Origin of the sequence: Saccharopolyspora cebuensis, from assembly GCF_039542665.1 — a bacterium.
GTDB lineage: Bacteria > Actinomycetota > Actinomycetes > Mycobacteriales > Pseudonocardiaceae > Saccharopolyspora > Saccharopolyspora cebuensis.
Window position 1 is genome coordinate 342,731 of the sequence record NZ_BAABII010000003.1, and the last position, 20,167, is coordinate 362,897.

Consider the following 20,167-nt stretch of genomic DNA (forward strand, 5'->3'; position numbering starts at 1 on the left):
GGGAGTTGTCCAGATCCCGTCCGAAGTTACCTTCTGGTAGTGCTCTGACCAGGTGTTCCGACCCCGTCCGGGGGGTGCTCCGAAGATCGTGTCTTGCGCCACGAGAGTGATCGGAGCCGGATCTCTTGACTGTCGGCTCCAGCGGGGTCACTCTGGTCGTCGACGCGAGGTCGGACCTCCATCGGAGGGTCCCCTCGACAGTCGGCGCGGTTCCGGCTAGACTGCTACTTTGCGCTGCCCTCATACCGTCTGCCCGTGGCGAGCGATCAGCGTCGGGACGGACGGGCTGTGGGCGCCATTGCACCCTTGACAGCCGTGTTAGCGGACCGGCTGGCCTGCCCGTTTCAGGCTCGTCCGCCTCTGACTCGGTTGTAGCCAGTTCAGAGTCCCGGAAGGACGCATCTTGGCAGTCTCCCGCGCGACCAAGGTCTCTGCAGCTTCCAACCACACGTCGGGCATCGCAGGAGCTCCCCGGCGGGTTTCCTTCGCGAACATCCGCGAGCCGTTGGAAGTGCCGAATCTGCTCGACCTGCAGATCCAGTCCTTCGAATGGCTCGTCGGAAACGAGACCTGGTTCCAGCGCCGGGTCGACGCCGGCGAAGAGAACCCCGTAGGCGGCCTCGAAGAGGTCCTGGGGGAGATCTCCCCGATCGAGGACTTCTCCGGGTCCATGTCGCTGTCCTTCTCCGATCCGCGCTACGACGAGGTCAAGGCCTCGGTCGAAGAGTGCAAGGACAAGGACATGACCTACGCGGCCCCGCTGTTCGTGACCGCGGAGTTCACCAACAACACCACCGGCGAGATCAAGAGCCAGACGGTGTTCATGGGTGACTTCCCGATGATGACGGACAAGGGCACCTTCATCATCAACGGCACCGAGCGCGTCGTCGTGTCGCAGCTCGTCCGCTCGCCGGGCGTGTACTTCGACCAGTCGATCGACAAGACCACCGACAAGGACGTCTACAGCGTCAAGATCATCCCCAGCCGCGGTGCGTGGCTGGAGTTCGACGTGGACAAGCGCGACACCGTCGGCGTCCGCATCGACCGCAAGCGCCGCCAGCCGGTCACCGTGCTGCTCAAGGCGCTGGGCTGGACGGCGGAGGCGATCCGCGAGCGGTTCGGCTTCTCCGAGACGCTGATGGCGACCCTGGAGAAGGACCACACCGCCGGGCAGGACGAGGCGCTGCTGGACATCTACCGCAAGCTGCGTCCGGGCGAGCCGCCGACCAAGGAGAGCGCGCAGACCCTCCTGGAGAACCTGTTCTTCAAGGAGAAGCGCTACGACCTCGCGCGCGTCGGCCGCTACAAGCTGAACAAGAAGCTGGGCCTCGGCCAGGCCTACGAGACGGGCACGCTGACCGAGGACGACATCGTCACCACGATCGAGTACCTGGTCCGGCTGCACGCCGCCGAGGACGAGATGCCCGCCCGCGGCGTCGGCGAGGGCGAGACCGTGCCGGTCGAGGTCGACGACATCGACCACTTCGGCAACCGCCGCCTGCGCACCGTCGGCGAGCTGATCCAGAACCAGGTCCGCGTCGGCCTGTCCCGGATGGAGCGCGTCGTCCGCGAGCGGATGACCACCCAGGACGTCGAGGCGATCACGCCGCAGACCCTGATCAACATCCGGCCGATCACCGCGGCGATCCGCGAGTTCTTCGGCACCTCGCAGCTCTCGCAGTTCATGGACCAGACCAACCCGATCGCCGGGCTGACGCACAAGCGCCGGCTCTCCGCGCTCGGGCCGGGCGGTCTGTCCCGGGAGCGCGCGGGCATGGAGGTCCGCGACGTCCACCCGTCGCACTACGGCCGGATGTGCCCGATCGAGACGCCGGAAGGCCCGAACATCGGCCTGATCGGCTCGCTGGCCACGTTCGCCCGGGTCAACCCGTTCGGCTTCATCGAGACGCCGTACCGGAAGGTCGCCGACGGCGTGGTCACCGACCAGATCGACTACCTGACCGCCGACGAGGAGGACCGCTTCGTCAAGGCGCAGGCCAACACCCCGATCGACGAGGAGGGCAACTTCCTCGAGGACCGGGTGCTGGGTCGGCGCAAGGGCGGCGAGGTCGAGCTGCTGGCGCCCACCGAGATCGACTACATGGACGTCTCGCCGCGCCAGATGGTCTCCGCCGCCACGGCGATGATCCCCTTCCTGGAGCACGACGACGCCAACCGCGCGCTGATGGGCGCCAACATGCAGCGCCAGGCGGTGCCGCTGCTGCGCAGCGAGTCCCCGCTGGTGGGCACCGGCATGGAGCTGCGGGCCGCGGTCGACGCGGGCGAGGTCATCACCGCCGACAAGGCCGGTGTGGTCGAGGAGCTGACCGCCGACTTCGTCACGATCATGGCCGACGACGGCACCCGCCGCTCGTACCGGATGGAGAAGTTCTCCCGGTCCAACCACGGCACCTGCATCAACCAGAAGCCGATCGTCAACGAGGGCGACCGGATCGAGGCCGGGCAGGTCATCGCGGACGGCCCGTGCACCCAGAACGGTGAGATGGCGCTGGGCAAGAACCTGCTCGTCGCGATCACCCCGTGGGAGGGGCACAACTACGAGGACGCGATCATCCTGTCCCAGCGCCTGGTGCAGGACGACGTGCTCACCTCGATCCACATCGAGGAGCACGAGGTCGACGCCCGGGACACCAAGCTCGGCGCCGAGGAGATCACCCGGGACATCCCGAACGTCTCCGACGACGTGCTGGCCGACCTCGACGAGCGCGGCATCATCCGGATCGGCGCCGAGGTGCAGGGCGGCGACATCCTGGTCGGCAAGGTCACCCCGAAGGGCGAGACCGAGCTGACCCCGGAGGAGCGGCTGCTGCGCGCGATCTTCGGCGAGAAGGCCCGCGAGGTCCGCGACACCTCGCTGAAGGTGCCGCACGGCGAGACCGGCAAGGTCATCGGCGTCCGGGTGTTCAACCGCGAGGACGACGACGAGCTGCCGCCCGGCGTCAACCAGCTCGTCCGGGTCTACGTCGCGCAGAAGCGCAAGATCCAGGACGGTGACAAGCTCGCCGGCCGCCACGGCAACAAGGGCGTCATCGGCAAGATCCTGCCGGCCGAGGACATGCCGTTCCTCCCGGACGGGACGCCGGTCGACATCATGCTCAACACCCACGGCGTGCCGCGGCGGATGAACATCGGCCAGGTGCTGGAGACCCACCTCGGGTGGATCGCCTCGCAGGGCTGGTCGATCGACGGGGACCCGGACTGGGCCAAGCGGCTGCCCGCCGAGCTCTACGACGTGGAGGCCGGCACGAACACCGCCAGCCCGGTGTTCGACGGTGCCCGCGAGGAGGAGATCACCGGCCTGCTGGCGTCGACGCGGCCGAACCGCGACGGCGAGCGGATGGTCGGCGGCAACGGCAAGGCGCAGCTGTTCGACGGCCGCAGCGGTGAGCCGTACCCGTACCCGATCGCGGTCGGCTACATGTACATCCTGAAGCTGTCGCACCTGGTGGACGACAAGATCCACGCCCGGTCGACCGGCCCGTACTCGATGATCACCCAGCAGCCGCTGGGCGGTAAGGCGCAGTTCGGCGGTCAGCGCTTCGGCGAGATGGAGTGCTGGGCCATGCAGGCCTACGGCGCCGCGTACACGCTGCAGGAACTGCTGACGATCAAGTCCGACGACGTGGTGGGCCGCGTGAAGGTCTACGAAGCGATCGTCAAGGGCGAGAACATCCCCGAGCCGGGCATCCCGGAGTCGTTCAAGGTGCTCCTCAAGGAGCTCCAGTCGCTGTGCCTGAACGTCGAGGTGCTCTCCAGCGACGGTGCGGCGATCGAGATGCGCGACGGGGAGGACGAGGACCTGGAGCGGGCCGCCGCCAACCTCGGCATCAACCTGTCCCGCAACGAATCGCCGTCGGTGGACGACATCGCGCACTGACGCTCGCCGCCGGGCCGCGGGAGCGATCCCGCGGCCCGGCCGACCCAACCTGGCACCCCTGCCGGTCACCCGGCAGACCTTCCGACCAAGGGAGAAGACCCGACGTGCTTGACGTCAACTTCTTCGATGAACTCCGCATCGGCCTGGCCACGGCCGACGACATCCGCCAGTGGTCGTACGGCGAGGTCAAGAAGCCCGAGACCATCAACTACCGGACCCTGAAGCCGGAGAAGGACGGGCTGTTCTGCGAGAAGATCTTCGGCCCGACCCGCGACTGGGAGTGCTACTGCGGTAAGTACAAGCGGGTCCGGTTCAAGGGCATCATCTGCGAGCGCTGCGGCGTCGAGGTGACCCGGGCCAAGGTCCGCCGCGAGCGGATGGGGCACATCGAGCTGGCCGCCGCGGTGACCCACATCTGGTACTTCAAGGGCGTCCCGAGCCGGTTGGGCTACCTGCTCGACCTGGCCCCCAAGGACCTCGAGAAGATCATCTACTTCGCCGCGTACGTGATCACCTCGGTGAACACCGAGATGCGGCACAACGACCTGTCGACGCTGGAAGCCGAGATCACCGCCGAGAAGAAGCGGCTCTCCGACCAGCGCGACTCGGACCTGGAGCAGCGGGCCCAGAAGCAGGAGGCCGACCTCGCCGAGCTGGAGGCCGAGGGCGCCAAGAGCGACGTGCGGCGCAAGGTCAAGGAGGGCGGCGAGCGCGAGATGCGCCAGCTCCGCGACCGCGCGCAGCGCGAGCTGGACAAGCTCGACGAGATCTGGGAGACCTTCACCAAGCTGGAGCCCCGCCAGCTCATCGCCGACGAGGTGCTCTACCGCGAGCTCTACGACCGCTACGGCGAGTACTTCACCGGCGGCATGGGCGCCGAGGCCATCCAGGCGCTGCTGACGAACTTCGACATCGGCGCCGAGGCCGAGGGCCTGCGGGAGACCATCCGGTCCGGCAAGGGCCAGAAGAAGCTCCGCGCGCTCAAGCGGCTGAAGGTCGTCGCGGCGTTCCAGACCACCGGCAACGACCCGAGCGGCATGGTGCTCAACTGCGTGCCGGTCATCCCGCCGGACCTGCGTCCGATGGTGCAGCTCGACGGCGGTCGCTTCGCGACCTCCGACCTCAACGACCTGTACCGCCGGGTGATCAACCGGAACAACCGCCTCAAGCGGCTGATCGACCTCGGCGCGCCCGAGATCATCATCAACAACGAGAAGCGGATGCTCCAGGAGTCCGTGGACGCGCTGTTCGACAACGGCCGTCGCGGGCGTCCGGTCACCGGCCCGGGCAACCGGCCGCTGAAGTCGCTGTCCGACCTGCTCAAGGGCAAGCAGGGCCGGTTCCGGCAGAACCTGCTGGGCAAGCGCGTCGACTACTCCGGCCGTTCGGTCATCGTGGTCGGCCCGCAGCTCAAGCTGCACCAGTGCGGCCTGCCCAAGGAGATGGCGGTCGAGCTGTTCAAGCCGTTCGTCATGAAGCGGCTGGTGGACCTCAACCACGCGCAGAACATCAAGTCCGCCAAGCGGATGGTGGAGCGCCAGCGCCCGCAGGTGTGGGACGTGCTGGAAGAGGTCATCACCGAGCACCCGGTGCTGCTCAACCGCGCGCCCACGCTGCACCGCCTCGGCATCCAGGCGTTCGAGCCGCAGCTCGTCGAGGGCAAGGCGATCCAGCTGCACCCGCTGGTCTGCGAGGCGTTCAACGCCGACTTCGACGGCGACCAGATGGCGGTGCACCTGCCGCTGTCCGCCGAGGCGCAGGCCGAGGCCCGCGTGCTGATGCTGTCCAGCAACAACATCCTCTCGCCCGCCTCCGGGCGGCCGCTGGCGATGCCGCGGCTGGACATGGTCACCGGCCTCTACCACCTGACCCGCCAGGTGGACGGCGCCGAGGGCGAGGGCCAGGCGTACTCCTCGGTCGGCGAGGCCATCATGGCCTACGACCGCGGTGCGCTGGACCTGCAGGCGAAGATCCGGATCCGGCTGCGCGACGTGGTGCCGCCCCGGGAGGCCACGCCGGAGGGCTGGGAGCCCGGTCAGCCGTGGCTGGCCGAGACCACCCTGGGCCGGGTCTGGTTCAACGAGCTGCTGCCCGAGGACTACCCGTTCGTCGACGACCTGCTGCCGAAGAAGAAGCAGGCCGCGATCGTCAACGACCTCGCCGAGCGGTACCCGATGGTCACCGTCGCCCAGACGCTGGACAAGCTGAAGGACGCCGGTTTCCACTGGGCCACCCGGTCCGGCGTGACCGTGTCGATCAGCGACGTGGTCGTCCCGCCGAACAAGACCGAGATCCTGGACTCCTACGAGGGCAAGGCCGACCAGGTCGAGAAGCGCTACCGCCGCGGTGCGCTGTCCTACCAGGAGCGCAACGCCGAGCTGGTCAAGGTCTGGACCGCCGCGAAGGAGGAGGTCGCCGCCGCGATGGAGGCGAACTTCCCCGACGACAACTCGATCAGCGTGATCGTGAAGTCCGGTGCGGCCGGCAACATGACGCAGGTCGTCCAGCTCGCCGGGATGCGCGGTCTGGTGTCCAACCCCAAGGGCGAGTACATCCCGCGGCCGATCAAGGCGAACTTCCGCGAGGGCCTGTCCGTGCTGGAGTACTTCATCTCCAACCACGGCGCCCGCAAGGGTCTCGCCGACACCGCGCTGCGGACCGCCGACTCGGGTTACCTGACCCGGCGTCTGGTGGACGTCTCGCAGGACGTCATCGTCCGCGAGGGCGACTGCGGCACCGAGCGCGGCATCAAGATGCCGGTCGCCGAGCGGCTCTACGACGGCGGCTACGTGCGGCACCCGCACGTGGAGACCAGCATCTACGCGCGGACCGCCGCCGAGGACGTGCTCGACCAGGACGGCAACATCATCGTGGCCCGCGGTGCCGACCTCGGTGACCCGGCGATCGAGCGGCTGCTCGGCGCCAACGTCACCAAGGTCAAGGTGCGCAGCGTCCTGACCTGCGAGTCGGCCTACGGCGTCTGCGCGGTCTGCTACGGCCGCTCGATGGCCACCGGCAAGCTGGTGGACGTCGGCGAGGCCGTCGGCATCGTCGCCGCGCAGTCCATCGGTGAGCCCGGTACGCAGCTGACCATGCGGACCTTCCACCAGGGCGGCGTCGCCGGGGACGACATCACCACCGGTCTGCCGCGCGTCCAGGAGCTGTTCGAGGCCCGCGTCCCGAAGGGCAAGGCGCCCATCGCCGACACCTCGGGCCGCGTCCGGCTGGAGGACAACGACCGCTACTGGAAGATCACCATCATCCCGGACGACGGGAGCGAGGAGATCGTCTACGACAAGCTGTCCAAGCGGCAGCGGCTCGCGGCGATCTCGGTGGAGGGCACCGAGCGGCAGATCTCCGACGGCGACCACGTCGAGGTCGGTCAGCGGCTGCTGGAAGGCGCCGTCGACCCGCACGAGGTGCTGCGCGTGATGGGTCCGCGCGAGGCCCAGCTCCACCTGGTGAACGAGGTCCAGGAGGTGTACCGGTCGCAGGGCGTGGGCATCCACGACAAGCACGTCGAGGTGATCGTCCGGCAGATGCTGCGCCGGGTCATCATCATCGACTCGGGTGCCACCGAGTTCCTGCCCGGTTCGCCGGTCGAGCGCTCGCAGTTCGAGGGCGAGAACCGGCGCGTGGTGGCCGAGGGCGGTGACCCCGCCTCCGGTCGTCCGGTGCTGATGGGCATCACGAAGGCGTCGCTGGCCACCGAGTCGTGGCTGTCGGCGGCCTCCTTCCAGGAGACGACCCGCATCCTCACCAACGCCGCGATCGAGGGCGCGAGCGACAAGCTGGTCGGCCTGAAGGAGAACGTGATCATCGGTAAGTTGATCCCGGCCGGTACCGGCATCAACCGCTACCGCAACATCCAGGTGCAGCCGACGGAGGAGGCTCGGGCCGCGGCCTACGCGATCCCGTCCTACGACGACAGCTACTACACCCCGGATGTGTTCGGCGCCGGAACCGGCGCCGCGGTGCCGCTGGACGACTACGACTTCGGCCGCGACTACCGCTGATCCACCCGCTGAAGGCCCCTGACCGGTACCCCCGGCCAGGGGCCTTCACCTTTTTCGGGGCAGGCCCACCCCAGGCGCCCGCGCCGGGCCGCACCACCCGTTCGTGAACTGAGTGAGGGGCACCCTGTACCAAGTGACTTGGTACAAGGTGCCCCTCACCTGTTGAGGAATCACCCGAACGGGGCGGTGGGGGTGTGCGGGCCGTGCCTTCTCGTTCGGCGGAGGAGGGACGCGTGGTGCTCGACGCGCGCGGCGTGGCTCGGCTCGTGGGTGGCCCGATTCGCGGGCGCGGAGCGGCGGGGACGTGGCGCGGTCCGCGGTGCTCGACGCGCGTGGCGTGGGCCTGGTCCGCGGGCGGACGTGAGCGGCGGGTGCGTGGTGGTCCGCGGGTGGGCGCGAGGCGGTGGTGCGTGACCCTGCTCCCGGTGGCCCGGTTCGCGGTGCGGCTCGTGGGTGGCCCGGGGTGCTGGTGCGCTGCGGGGATGGTGGTGGTGGACCGGTTCGGTGGTTGCCGCGCCGCTGCCGGGTCTGGGAGTCTCGCCGCGGACCCGCGTCCCCGCGCAGTGCTCGGCAATGCTGGTCCTCGGGCGGACGTGCCGTGCCGACGAGGGGCCGGCACGGCACGTCGCGCCGGGTCAGTTCTCCAGTTCCGCCAGCGCCTTGCGGACCCGCTCGACCTCGGCTTCGAGCTCGGCGAGCTTGGCCTCGTGCTGCTCGCGGGCCTGGGTGATCACGGTGTCGATGGTCTCCGAGATCTCCGGGTGCAGTTCGGCGGCGGCCTTGGCCACCGCGGCGGCGGGCACGGACAGGCCCTGCACCACGCGCTTGCCGGAGTGCATCAGGTCGGCCTGCCACTCGCCCTCGGCGGTGCCGGTGACGGTCAGCGTGAGCTCCACCGTGCGGGTCTTGCGCGCGGTGCTCTTGGTGCGCTTCTTCTTCGGCGCGGCGTCCTCGGCCGAGGCGCCGTCAGCGGCGGGCGCCGCGGTGCCGGTCGCCTCCTCGGCCGGGGCGTCGGTGCCGGTGGCCTCGGTCGTGCCGGCGTTGTCCTCGGTGCTCGTTCCGGGTTCGGTCAATGTCGTCTCCTCGCGATGTGTCGCCGGTACTACAAGAATAGAACAGGTGTTCCCCGCGCGTCCGTTCCGGGAAGTCCGCCTCCGGTGCCGCGCGCCCGGCTCGAGGACCGCGGGCCCGACCGTTCGATCACCAACCTAACGCCTCGCCGCGCGCGCCCCTCCGGCCGCTCGTCCGGGTTCAGCGCCGTTCCAGCACCTCGACGAGCGCGCGCAACCCGGGCCGGAACGCGTGCTCGGGCGGCGCGGCGTAGCCGATCACCGCGCCCGGCGCACCGGCGCCCGGGTCGATCCAGAACCGGCCGAGCAGTTCCAGCCCGACCGACGCGCGCTCGGCGCGGACCCGCACCTCCCGCTCGCTCGGACCGGCCGGGTCGAGCTGGATCGCCAGGTGCAGCCCGGCGGCGACACCCGCCGGGTAGGGCCGGTGCCGCGCGCGCATCCCGGCCAACGCGTCGAGCACGATCTCCCGGCGCCTGCGGTAGAGCGCCCGGGAGCGGCGGATGTGCTGGTCGTAGTCGCCGGAGCGGATCAGCTCGGCGAGGGTGAGCTGCTCGAACAGCGGCGCGTGCAGGCCGCTGTGCTCCTGCGCGGTGCGCACCGGTTCGACCAGGTCCGGTGGCAGCGCCAGCCACGCCAGCCGCAGCGCCGGGGCGAGCGTCTTGCTCGCGGTGCCGGCGTAGGCGACCCGGTCGGGCGCGAGCCCTTGCAGCGCGCCGACCGGTCGGCGGTCGAACCGGAACTCGCCGTCGTAGTCGTCCTCGACGATCACCGCCCCGGACTCCCTGGCCCACCGCACGAGTTCGGTGCGGCGGCCGGAGGCCAGGGTGCCGCCGAGCGGGAACTGGTGCGCCGGGGTCACCACGGCGGCCGGGCCGCGCAGCGCGGCGACGTCGATGCCCTCGCCGTCGACCGGGACGCCGCGCACGGTCAGCCCGAGCCCGGCCGGGATGGCGCGCAGTTGCGGCAGCGACGGGTCCTCGAAGTCGATCGACGTCGCGCCGCGTTCCACCAGGGCCTTGCTGAGCAGCGCCAACGCCTGGCTGTAGCCGTTGCAGATGACGATCCGGGCGGGGTCGACGGCCACCGCGCGGGCCCGGGCCAGGTAGTCGGCGAGGGCCTCGCGCAGCGCCGGGTGCCCCTGCGGATCGCCGTAGTCGAGGTCACCCGCGCGCAGTTCGCCCAGGGCGCGGCGCCCGGCGGCCGACCAGTCGCGGCGCGGGAAGGCGCTGAGGTTCGGGCGTCCGGGGCGGAAGTCCCAGCGCGGGGCGGGATCGGGCGGTGCCGCCGGGGAGCCGGGCTCGTCGCGGGTGGTGAGGCGGTCGGCGACGGTGGTGGGCGCGCCCTGCCTGGCCAGCAGGAACCCCTCGGTGACGAGCTGGTCGTAGGCGCGGGTCACCGTGCCGCGCGCGACGCCGAGGTCCTGGGCCAGCGCGCGGGTCGAGGGCACCCGGCCGCCGGCGGGCAGCCGGCCGTCGCGGATCGCGGTGCGCAGCGCTTCCGCGAGCCGCCGGCTGTCGGGCCGTCCCGCCCAGTCCAGGTGCAGGTCCAGCGACCGTCCCACCGCCACGGCCGCCGACCCTACCGGGCGGAACCGGACCACGGGACCGACGGCGCACTGGACCACCGCGCGGCGCGCTCGGCGCCCTAGCGTGGGGCCGTGACCGAGATGCGCATCGACCTGCACCAGACCGACCCGGCGACCAGCCGCGCGATGTTCGCCCTGCAACGCGCCGCGGCGCAGGCGTGGGAGGCCGCCGGGCTCGACGAGGAACTGCACGAGCTGATCAAGATCCGCGCTTCGCAGCTCAACGGCTGCTCGTTCTGCCTGGACATGCACACCCGCGAAGGCCGGGCCCGGGGCGTCGGCGAGCAGCGCCTGGACCTGGTCGCGGTGTGGTGGGAGACCGACCTCTACACCCCGGCCGAGCGCGCCGCCCTGGCGCTGGCCGAGGCGATCACGAAGCTCTCCGAGCACGGCGTCCCGGACGAGGTGTGGGACGCGGCGGCGAGCTTCTTCGACGAGGCGCAGCTCGGGGCCCTGACCTGGGCCGCGACCACGATCAACGCCTGGAACCGGCTCGGCGTCACCGCGCGGCGCCCGATCGCGCCCCGGGAGTGATCAGGCGAACACCGGTCCGATCTCGCTGATCCCCGCCGGGCGGCGCTGCTGTGTTGGTAGCGTTCGCCCGGCGATCGAGGGGGGTGACCGGTGCCCGAGGACATCAGGGCCGTCGAGCAGATGGTGCGGCAGTGGCAGGACCGGGCTGCGGAGAAGGCCGAGCGGTTCGGCCGGATGCAGTCGCGCGTCGAGGACATCCAGGTCACCGAGTCGTCCCGGGACGGCGCGGTGCGGGTGACCGTGTCGTCGAGCGGGATGCTCCAGCACCTCGAACTGGCCGAGAGCGCCGGGAACCGGCCGATGGCCGCGCTGTCGGCCGAGATCATGCGCACGGTGCAGGCCGCGCAGGCCCGGATCCCGGAGCTGATGCAGGAGGCGGTCGCCGAGACGGTCGGCCTGGAGGACTCCGCCGCCCAGCACGTGCTGGGGGAGGCCCGCCGCCACTTCCCGGAGCCGCCGGAGGAGCCCGAGGACGAGCCGCCGTCGCGCCGCCCGGGCCTGCGGGACATGGAGATCGAGGTCGAGGAGGACGCCGAGGCGCCGCCGCCCGCCCGTCCCCAGCCGCCGAACCCCCAGCCCCCGAAGCCCCCGCCGCCGAGGCCGCGGCCGAGCGGGCCCGACGATGACGACGACGGCGACTTCAGCGACGAGTCGTTCCTGCGCTGAGAGGGGAAGCCGTCGTGGCCGACGAGATGAACGTCGTGGTGGAGAGCCTGCGCGCGCACGCGTCCGCAGTGGACGGTGTGGTCGACCAGCTCGGCACCGCGGTCGACGCCTCGCAGCAGGTGTCGCTGGACAACGACGCCTACGGGATCCTGTGCCGCCCGTTCGCGTGGATGATCGACCCGGTGGAGCAGCAGGGCATCGAGGCCCTGAAGAAGGCCGTCGAGGCGATGCGCGAGACCGCCGACAACATCCGGGCCACCGCTGAGGACTACGAGTCCGTCGACGAGGACAACAGCGACGGGTTCGAGGGCATCGAGGTATGAGCAATCCGCTCGTCGTCCAGCAGCAGGAGAACCCCGACGGGTACGGGATCTTCACCGCGGGCACCGGGGAGGCGGGCTGGGCCACCGGCATCGGGATCGCCGAGTCGGTCAACGACGTCAGCTCGCTCAACGACGGGTCGAGCTGGGTCGAGAGCGGCCTGGCCTACGGCGGCATGGCGATGGAAGGCCTCAGCATGGCCGTCGATCCCATCGGCACCCTGCTGTCCTACGGCCTGTCCTGGCTGATCGAGCACGTCGAACCGCTCAAGGAGGCGCTGGACTGGTTCGCCGGCGACCCCGACGGCGTCCGCGCGTACGGCGAGACCTGGGCGAACGTGTCGCAGGCGGTCGGCGCCGCCGCCACCGGGTACGCCGACGCGGTCAAGGCCCACACCGGCGAGTGGACCGGCGCGGCCGGTGACGCCTACCGGAAGCAGGCGGGCAAGCACGGCGAGGCGCTGACCGGGATGGCCGAGCTGGCCAACACGATCAGCACCGTCGTCACGGTGATGGGCGAGGTCGTCTCGTTCGTCCGCGAGTTCGTCCGGGACCTCATCTCCGACTGCATCTCCCGGCTGATCAGCTTCGCGCTGCAGGCCGTGCTCCCGCCCGTGGCCTCGCTGGCCTGGGTGGTGCCGAAGGCGGTCATGTTCATCGGCAAGACCGTCGCCAAGGTCGCCGAGATCGTCACCAAGCTGACCACGACGATCGCCAACGTCTCGCCCAAGCTCGCCAAGATGGTCGAGGTCTTCGGCGAGGTCATGCAGGCCCTCGGCAAGCTCGGCGGGAAGGCCGCCGACGCGGTCGGCACCGCCGCCGCGGCCGTCGGCAAGGCCGCGGACAAGATCGACATCTCCGGCAAGGTCGCGGACAAGGTCGCCGAGAAGGCCTGGGGCAAGTTCGACGACACCTTCGGCACCGACGTCGTCGGCCGCAGCCGCGCCGGCACCGGCGGCGACCCCGGCGGCGGCGACCCCGACGAACCGACCCGCACCCCGGGTGACCCCGCAAGCACCACCCCGCGCACCTCGAACGACCCCGCCACGGCGTCACCCGGCACCGCCCCACCCGGCACCGCCTCACCGGGCACGGGCCCGAACGGCACCGGCCCCACCCCGAACGGCGCGGACGGGCCGTCCCCGCGCAGCGCGACCGCCACCGATGCTCCCGGCCCCGGCACGTCGAGCCCCTCCCCGGGCACGCCGAGCCCGTCGTCCCCGGACGCGCCGTCGTCGCCGGGTGCGTCGAGCCCGTCGGCTCCGGACGCGGCGTCGACCTCCACGCCCTCGGCTCCGGACGCTCCCGCGTCGCCCGGCAACTCGACGCCGCAGGCCCCGCAAGCCTTCAACGCATCCACATCGGACGTTCCGTCGCCCGCGTCCACCGCGTCGCCAGGAACCGCGCCGTCGAGCCCGGACGCGCAGCAGAGCACCGCATCGCCGAGCGCCCCGTCGCCGGGTACCGCGCCGTCGAGCCCGGACGCGCCGCCGAGCACCGCGTCGCCGGGTACCGCGCCGTCCACGCCGAGCCCGTCACCGTCCACTCCGGAGGGTTCCTCGACCGCGAGTCCCGCACCGCCGACGGGCGGCGCGTCGACCGCCCCGGGTGCGATGCCCGGACCGCCTCGGGACGCCGGTCCCGAGGTCCCGAACCGCCCGTCGAGCACGTCCTCGGCGAGCGTCGACGCCCCGGTCCGCCCACCGGAGGCGGGCGCTGCGGGCCCGGTGGCTCCGCCGCCCCCGCGCACCGATCCCACGAGCGGCGGCGGTGCGTCCGGTGGCGGTCCCGGTGCCTCGCCGGGTACTGCGCCGGGCGCCTCGTCGCCGGGATCGCCCCAGGCCGGGAGCCCGGGACGTTCCGGCGGCGGCTGGACCGGCACCCCCGGCAGCCCCGGCGCCGCCGGGCGGCGCGGACCGGATGCCGCGCCACCCCGAGGCCCGAGCGCCCCCCGTTCGCCCGAACGCCCGGGACCGCCGCCAGGAGGCCCGGCGCGTCCCCCGGCGGGACCGCCGCAGCAGAACGCTCCGGTGCGTCCGAACGCCGCCGGTCGCCCGGATGCGCCGCCGCGCCCGCCCGCCGCGTCGTCCCCGCAGCCGTCGGGCCGTCCGGACGCACCGGCGCCGAACGCCCCGGCCCGCCACGACGCGCCCGCCCGCCCGGACGCACGGCCCCCGCACGCCCCGGCCCGTCCGGACGCACCACGATCGGACGTCCCGCCCCGGCCCGCGCCGAACGCTCCAGGTGCGCAGTCCCCGAACGTCCCGCCGCGGACCGCCGCACCGGCTCCGAACGCACCGGGGCGCTCGGGCGCCCCGACGCCGCAGGGCCCGCCCCGCGTACCGCCGGGGGCTTCCGCGCCGCCGCCCCGTGCCCCCGGTCGCCCGGACGCCCCGGCACCGAACGGTCCGGCCCGTCCGGACGCCTCCCGCCCGACGGTCCCGCCCCGGGACTCCGCACCGGCCCAGGGCCGACCGGACACCCAGGGCCGACCGGACACCCAGGGCCGACCGGACACCCAGGGCCGACCGGAAACCCCGTCGCCGAACGGTCCGAGCCGTCCGGACGCCCCGAGCCCACACGCCCGCCCGGACGCTCCGACGCCGAACGGCCGCGGCGGTCCCGAAGGACCGGCGCACCGCCCGGCCGCGCAGGTCCGGCACGCCGATGCCGACCGCTACCCGTGGGCGGACGTGACCCACGACAGCTTCGCGCACGTCAAGGGCGAGGGCTTCCGGCACTGGGGGCCGGGCTGGCAGCAGCGGGTGGCCGAGGACGCGGCCATCCGGGCCGAATCCCTCGGTCACCACGAGCGTCCGGACGCCCCGCCGGAGGAGCCGGAGGGCCCGCCGCGCTCCACACCGGAGTCGATGGCCGCCGAGCTGCCGGTGGAGGCCCAGTTCTCGAAGCGGGACGGCTGGGCGCTGGGCGTGCACCCGAACAAGACGCCCGCGATGTCCGACGAGCTGCGGGCGAAGCTCGGGGCGGAGAACATCCGCGAGATCCGCAACGTCGACTCCGGGTTGTCGATGGCGGCGCACCCGTCCACGCCGTACTACGGCAGCGCCGCCCACGCCCGGAGCAGGCCGTGGGCGGCCGTGGACCCGAAGCGCTTCACCGTCGAGGTGCACGGCTCCCCGAACGGCGTGCGGATGGGCAGCACCGAGCTCAACGCGAAGGAACTCGCCGAGATCATCCGGGGAGCGCCGGGCTACCAGCCGGGCTCCCCGGTCCGCCTGCTGGCGTGCCGGACCGGTGGCGACACCGGGGACGGCTCGCCGAACTTCGCCGAGGAGCTGGCCCGCGAACTCGACGTCGAGGTGCTCGCCCCGAACACCGACGCCTGGGTCGACAACCACGGCAACATGTACGCCAGCGGCAGCCGGGCGAGCTTCGACGTGGACGCCTCCGGCACGCCGCAACCGCACTTCGACGAACCCGGCACCTGGACGAGCTTCCACCCCGACGGCAGCACCGCCGTCCACGACAGCCCGTTCCCGCCGGGCCACCGGCCGGAGTGGGTCAAGTTCGGCCACTGGGCCGATGCCGCGTCGCGGCGCGGCTACGAGAACCCACCGCCGGAGTTCCTGCACCCCGGCGGCCCCGCGTTCAGCGGAGGGCTGCAGCACCGCCCCGACGACTACGGCACGCTGATACCCGGCCACCTCGGGCGGTCCGGCGAGTTCGTGCCGCACGCGACCCTGGACCAGTTCGGCCGGTGGGTCCCGCACGGCCAGGTCGACGGGTTCGGCCGCTGGGTCCCGGGCCACTACGAGCCCAACGGCAACCTGGTGCCCAACGGCCACTACAACCAGCGCGGCGAGTGGATCGCGCACGGCCGCGCCGACGAGCTCGGCCGCTGGGTCCCCGTGCACCGCGACAGCACCGGCTACCACGACCTCGGCCGCTACCACCCGCAAACCCACCAGTGGGAACCCCTCGGCCGAGTCGACCCCAGCACGGGCCAGTTCGTCCCCAACACCCCGCCCCAGACCCCGCCACCGCAGCAGGCGGCGCCGAACCACACGGCGCCGAACCAGGCACCGATGCCGCCTCCGGCCCATCCGGGTCCCGCTGGGCCGACCGGCGGCCCGACCCAGCAAGCCCCGGGGCCCCACGCGCAGCCTGCCTCTCCGCCGCGTCCAGCGGGTGCGCCGCAGAACCCGCCCGGTGCTCCGCAGGTTCCGCACAACGCGCCCGATCCGCGAGCGCCGCGCGGGCCGGTGGCTGGTCAGCAGGGGCCGGGCGCTCCACAACGACCGGGCCCCGGCCATCAACAACCGAACCCGGGACCGCCGCCGCGCACACCGCAGCAGCAGCCTGCCGGGCCTCCGCCGAATGCTGCCCGGCAAGGCCCGCCACCCGGAACTACGCATCCAGCCGGTCGCCCACCAGCACAGCACCCGACGCCCGACTACAGCGCTCAGCCGCCGCACGCCCCGCGCCCCGGCGAGGGGTTCGGTCCGCAGGGCTTTGGTGGTCGTGCGGATGGTGGTTTTGGTCCGCAGGGTTCTGGTGGTCGTGCGGATGGTGGTTTCGGTCCGCAGGGTTCTGGTGGTCGTGCGGATGGTGGTTTCGGTCCGCAGGGTTCTGGCGGCCGTGCCGATGGCGGTTCCAGCCCGGCGAACCCCGGTCGAGGTGCCAAGCGCGACTTCGATCCGTTGGGCGTCGGTGATGGGCGCGCCAAGAACGGCTACGTTCCGGCGGACCCGAACTCAACGCCGGAAGCGCGGGCGAAAGTCCGGGAAAAGTACGAGAAGATGCTGGGTGACCACCTCGAACCCGGGGACATTGAATGGGTCGAGCAGCGAGTCGATGAGGAGCTCGGGCCGAGGAAGCGGCAGCCCCCGCTGCACAATTTCAGGATCGACGAGTCTGTCCAGGCGGTCGCCGCGCCGGACGGAAATGATGCGTTCGGCAGCCTCCCGGACAGCGCCGGATGGGATCAGAAGGCCATCGAGGACGACCTCAACGATGGTCGGCAGGACAGGTATCTGCACTGGCGCACCGACACCGATGTGCTGTACCGCAGCGATCTCCGGCATCCCAACGAGGTCTGGGGCGAACAGGTGGGTTTCCAGGCGAGGAGCAAGGACCTCAGCCTGGACAAGCACTTCGACGGAAACCGCGGTCAAGGCGGCGGCCTGGTCTCCACCACTCGCGACGAGGACTACGCGCGCGATCGGGCCCTCTCCACGGCGAAGGGGAGCGGCAAGAAATTCGCGTTCGTGTACCAGATCGACGCGGGGGGCGGCATCGATATGAACATGTCTTCGGAGAACCTGGGGCACGACACGCGTGAATCCGAAGTGGGCTTCGTCGGTGGAATCGATTTCCGATACGTGCCGAGCTGCGATGTCTACGACGTGGAGACCGGGGAACTGCTCGGAACCTTCCACAACCCCTACTACTACAAGAATCTCCAGGGCTGATGAGCATGTCGGAAAACGAGCAGAACGGCGTGCCGCCGATCACGCCTGCGTTGCGGGAAGCGGCCAGGCGGCAGGCCGGGGGCTTTTTGTACGTGATCGATCGCATGTACGACCCGGACGGTGATGTTCCGGCGCATGCGATCAAGGGTGCTTTCGCGGTTGACGGCCAGGGCGAGATCGGGGAGTACCAGGCCAATCCCGACTACCAGCCGTCGCTGGTCGAGCAGGGGATTCCGTGGGCGAACTGGCTCGATCGCGGAATGCGTCGGACGATGGCCGGCCAGATCGACCAGCACACGTTCCTCCGGATCATCGCCAAGGCGGTGTTGCCGGTCGTGGTGACACCCGAGGGGCATCTCATGATGCTCCAGACCTCGGGCGGTCCTCGTCTGACGGCTCACCTGGCGTCCAGCCTGGTGCCTGAGGGCGTGCACGCGAAGTTGATGTACCTGCCCAGGTTGCTGCGGATGCTCCCGCCGGAGGCGTCCCTGGTGGTCAACGGGAGTGCGGGGTTGCAGGCGCAGTTCCCGGTCTCGGACCTGGTCGCCGCGCTGCGCGAGATGCACCTGCTCGTGGACAGCCCGTCGGGCGGGCTCGACGTCGGCCCGACGTTCTGGGTGCAGCACAGCGCGCGGCTCGCCGAGTTCGTCGACGAGCCGACGTTCTCGGTGATCGAGCAGGCGCTGGCCCAATGGGGGTATCTCAGCGAGGCCACGCCCAAGCGCGGCCGCCAGGTCGAGATCGGGATCACCGCCGTCGGAGTGCTGGTCGAGGGTGGCATCACAGATCCGGACGTGCTCGCGGCAGCGGCGGTTTTCAACGCCGTCGACCCGGTGTCCAGTGGCGGCGGTCGTACCCGGGTGATCCACCCGGACGAGGAGGACACGCGGGTGCTGGCGATCCTGCGGTCGGCGACGAGTCCGCTGAATCCGTCCGAGGAGGAGCCGGACTGCCCGGAGTTCGATGGAGACCTCCTGTACCACGTCTACGTGGAACACCTGCGCACCTTGCCCTGGCAGCCCCGTGCTGTCGTGCTCGCCAACCGGATCGCCGACATGATCACGCCGTGGACGAATGCCGAGGTGCGCGATCATCGGAAGGGGGACCTCGCGCAACCACTGCGGTCGTGTGCGAGGGACCTGCCGAAGGCCCTCCGAATGCGGATCCTCGAGTCCTGGGGTGCCGACCCGCTCCACCTCGCACCGTGGAAGCTGGACCCGGAACCGCGGGTCGTCATCACCTCGCCCGCCCAGGCCATCGATCGAGCGCGAGCCGTCGTCGGAGAACTGGCCGATCCGGTCCACGTGGAGGACATCGGGCGGACGTACCTCGTGCGCTCCGAGAGCGCGCCGGGTCGCGTGCACTTCGTGCACAAGGTGTGGGAGACCGTCGTCAGCGATGCGGACGACGGGAACGCCATCGACTGGTATCGCGCCAGGTTCGACCTGTTCCCGTTCGAAGAGCAGCGACCCGGGGGACCGCTCGAACCCCAGGAGCGGTTCGTGGGGGCGATGCTCGCCGGAGCGATCGGCGACTGCCTGGGCTTCCCCTACGAGACCGGTGACATCGGGCAGATCCGGGACCGGGAAGGGCACCTGGGGATCACCGAACCGCGGCGGATCATGCAGAACGGCGCGGAGGTCTCCGATGACACGCAGATGATGCTGTTCACGCTCGAAGGGCTGATCAGGGCGCACGTCGCCCGGCGGATGAACCCGGTGGACAACGATCCGGTTCCCGAGGTGCAGCACGCCTACCAGCGGTGGTTGCACACGCAGGACCAGCCGTGGGCGCAGGTCGGTGGCCCCTTCGCGCTGCGCCTGCCTGCCCCGGACGGGTGGCTGATCACGAACCCGGAGCTGTTCAAGGTTCGGTCTCCGAGTATCACCTGCCTGGTGGCGTTGGAGGAGTTCGCGCAGACGAACCTGTTCGCCACCCCGCAGCGGAAGGTCAACGACTCCAAGGGGCGCGGCGGGGCGGTGCGGGCCGCGCCGGTCGCGGTGTGGTCGAACGATCCGGCGGAGGTGTTCCACGCCGCGGTCGGTACCGCGGCGCTCACCCAGGGCCACCCCAGCGGCTACCTGTCCGCCGGGGTGCTCGCCGTGATCGTGCACCAGCTCATGCGGGATGTCCCGCTGCTCGATTCCGCGCGCGTGGCGCGGGAGTTGCTCACCCGGTGGCCGGGGCACGAGGAGCAGCTGCGCGCCCTCGACACCGCGGTCGAGCTGGCGAAGAACGGGCCGGTGACCCCGGAGCAGCTCACCGACGCCCTCGGGCACGGCCGGACCGGTGAGGAAGCGGTCGCCATCGGCCTCTACGCCGTGCTGGCCACCGACGACCTGCGGGAGGCGCTGCTGTTGTCGGTGAACCACTCCGGGAACTCGCCGTCCACCGGGATCGTGTGCGGCGCCATCGGCGGTGCTCTCCACGGCGCGCGGGCCATTCCGGAGGCGTGGCGCGGGTTCGTGGAGTTGGGCGAGATCATCGAGCAGCTGGCCCGGGATGCGTTGGCCGAGTTCAGCCCTGGCCCACCGAATGATGAGGCGTGGTTGCGCCGCTACCCGGCGTGGTAGCCGGGTGTCCGGTGCGGGGCCGCGCCGCCGAGCCGGTCGCCGAGCCGACGTGCACGGTGCTCGGTCCCGC

At 71.4% G+C, this 20,167-nt stretch carries 9 protein-coding genes; 7 read left to right on the top strand and 2 right to left on the bottom strand.

Annotation, left to right across the window (positions count from 1 at the left end):
* The first annotated feature begins 403 nt into the window (after positions 1-403).
* Both rpoB and ABD976_RS04495 read left to right on the top strand, forming a co-directional pair.
* A complete protein-coding gene (rpoB, locus tag ABD976_RS04490; RefSeq protein ID WP_345357530.1) occupies positions 404-3,898 on the top strand; it encodes a DNA-directed RNA polymerase subunit beta in 3,495 nt (1,164 codons plus the stop codon).
* Positions 3,899-4,002: 104 nt separating this feature from the next.
* Positions 4,003-7,914, top strand: a complete 3,912-nt coding sequence (locus ABD976_RS04495) for a DNA-directed RNA polymerase subunit beta' (RefSeq protein WP_345357532.1) — start codon at positions 4,003-4,005, stop codon at positions 7,912-7,914.
* Between the two features lie 635 nt (positions 7,915-8,549).
* Here ABD976_RS04495 and ABD976_RS04500 read toward each other — a convergent pair.
* Entirely contained in the window at positions 8,550-8,987 is a 438-nt protein-coding gene (locus tag ABD976_RS04500) for a DUF6319 family protein (protein WP_345357533.1), read from the bottom strand.
* Between the two features lie 178 nt (positions 8,988-9,165).
* Positions 9,166-10,554, bottom strand: coding sequence for a MocR-like pyridoxine biosynthesis transcription factor PdxR (gene pdxR / locus ABD976_RS04505; protein ID WP_345357536.1), 1,389 nt, complete (start codon positions 10,552-10,554; stop codon positions 9,166-9,168).
* A 99-nt stretch (positions 10,555-10,653) separates the two neighbouring features.
* Here pdxR and ABD976_RS04510 point away from each other — a divergent pair, with 99 nt between their 5' ends.
* From ABD976_RS04510 to ABD976_RS04530, 5 genes are all read left to right on the top strand, one after another.
* The gene (locus ABD976_RS04510) at positions 10,654-11,106 is read left to right on the top strand and encodes a carboxymuconolactone decarboxylase family protein (protein ID WP_345358718.1); all 453 of its coding nucleotides are present in this window, start codon (positions 10,654-10,656) and stop codon (positions 11,104-11,106) included.
* Between the two features lie 90 nt (positions 11,107-11,196).
* The gene (locus ABD976_RS04515) at positions 11,197-11,772 is read left to right on the top strand and encodes a YbaB/EbfC family nucleoid-associated protein (protein WP_345357539.1); all 576 of its coding nucleotides are present in this window, start codon (positions 11,197-11,199) and stop codon (positions 11,770-11,772) included.
* Between the two features lie 14 nt (positions 11,773-11,786).
* Entirely contained in the window at positions 11,787-12,095 is a 309-nt protein-coding gene (locus tag ABD976_RS04520) for an ESX-1 secretion-associated protein (RefSeq protein ID WP_345357542.1), read from the top strand.
* On the top strand, positions 12,092-17,524 hold the full coding sequence (locus tag ABD976_RS04525) for a scabin-related ADP-ribosyltransferase (RefSeq protein WP_345357545.1): 5,433 nt from the start codon (positions 12,092-12,094) through the stop codon (positions 17,522-17,524). The genes ABD976_RS04520 and ABD976_RS04525 overlap by 4 nt, the downstream gene beginning before the upstream one ends.
* A complete protein-coding gene (locus ABD976_RS04530) occupies positions 17,524-20,097 on the top strand; it encodes an ADP-ribosylglycohydrolase family protein (RefSeq protein ID WP_345357548.1) in 2,574 nt (857 codons plus the stop codon). The genes ABD976_RS04525 and ABD976_RS04530 overlap by 1 nt, the downstream gene beginning before the upstream one ends.
* Positions 20,098-20,167: the final 70 nt, after the last annotated feature.

Coding starts and splice junctions, on each gene's coding strand:
- ABD976_RS04510 (WP_345358718.1), top strand. CDS start 10,654: ATGCGCATCGACCTGCACCAGACCGACCCGGCGACCAGCCGCGCGATG.
- ABD976_RS04530 (WP_345357548.1), top strand. CDS start 17,524: ATGAGCATGTCGGAAAACGAGCAGAACGGCGTGCCGCCGATCACGCCT.
- ABD976_RS04525 (WP_345357545.1), top strand. CDS start 12,092: ATGAGCAATCCGCTCGTCGTCCAGCAGCAGGAGAACCCCGACGGGTAC.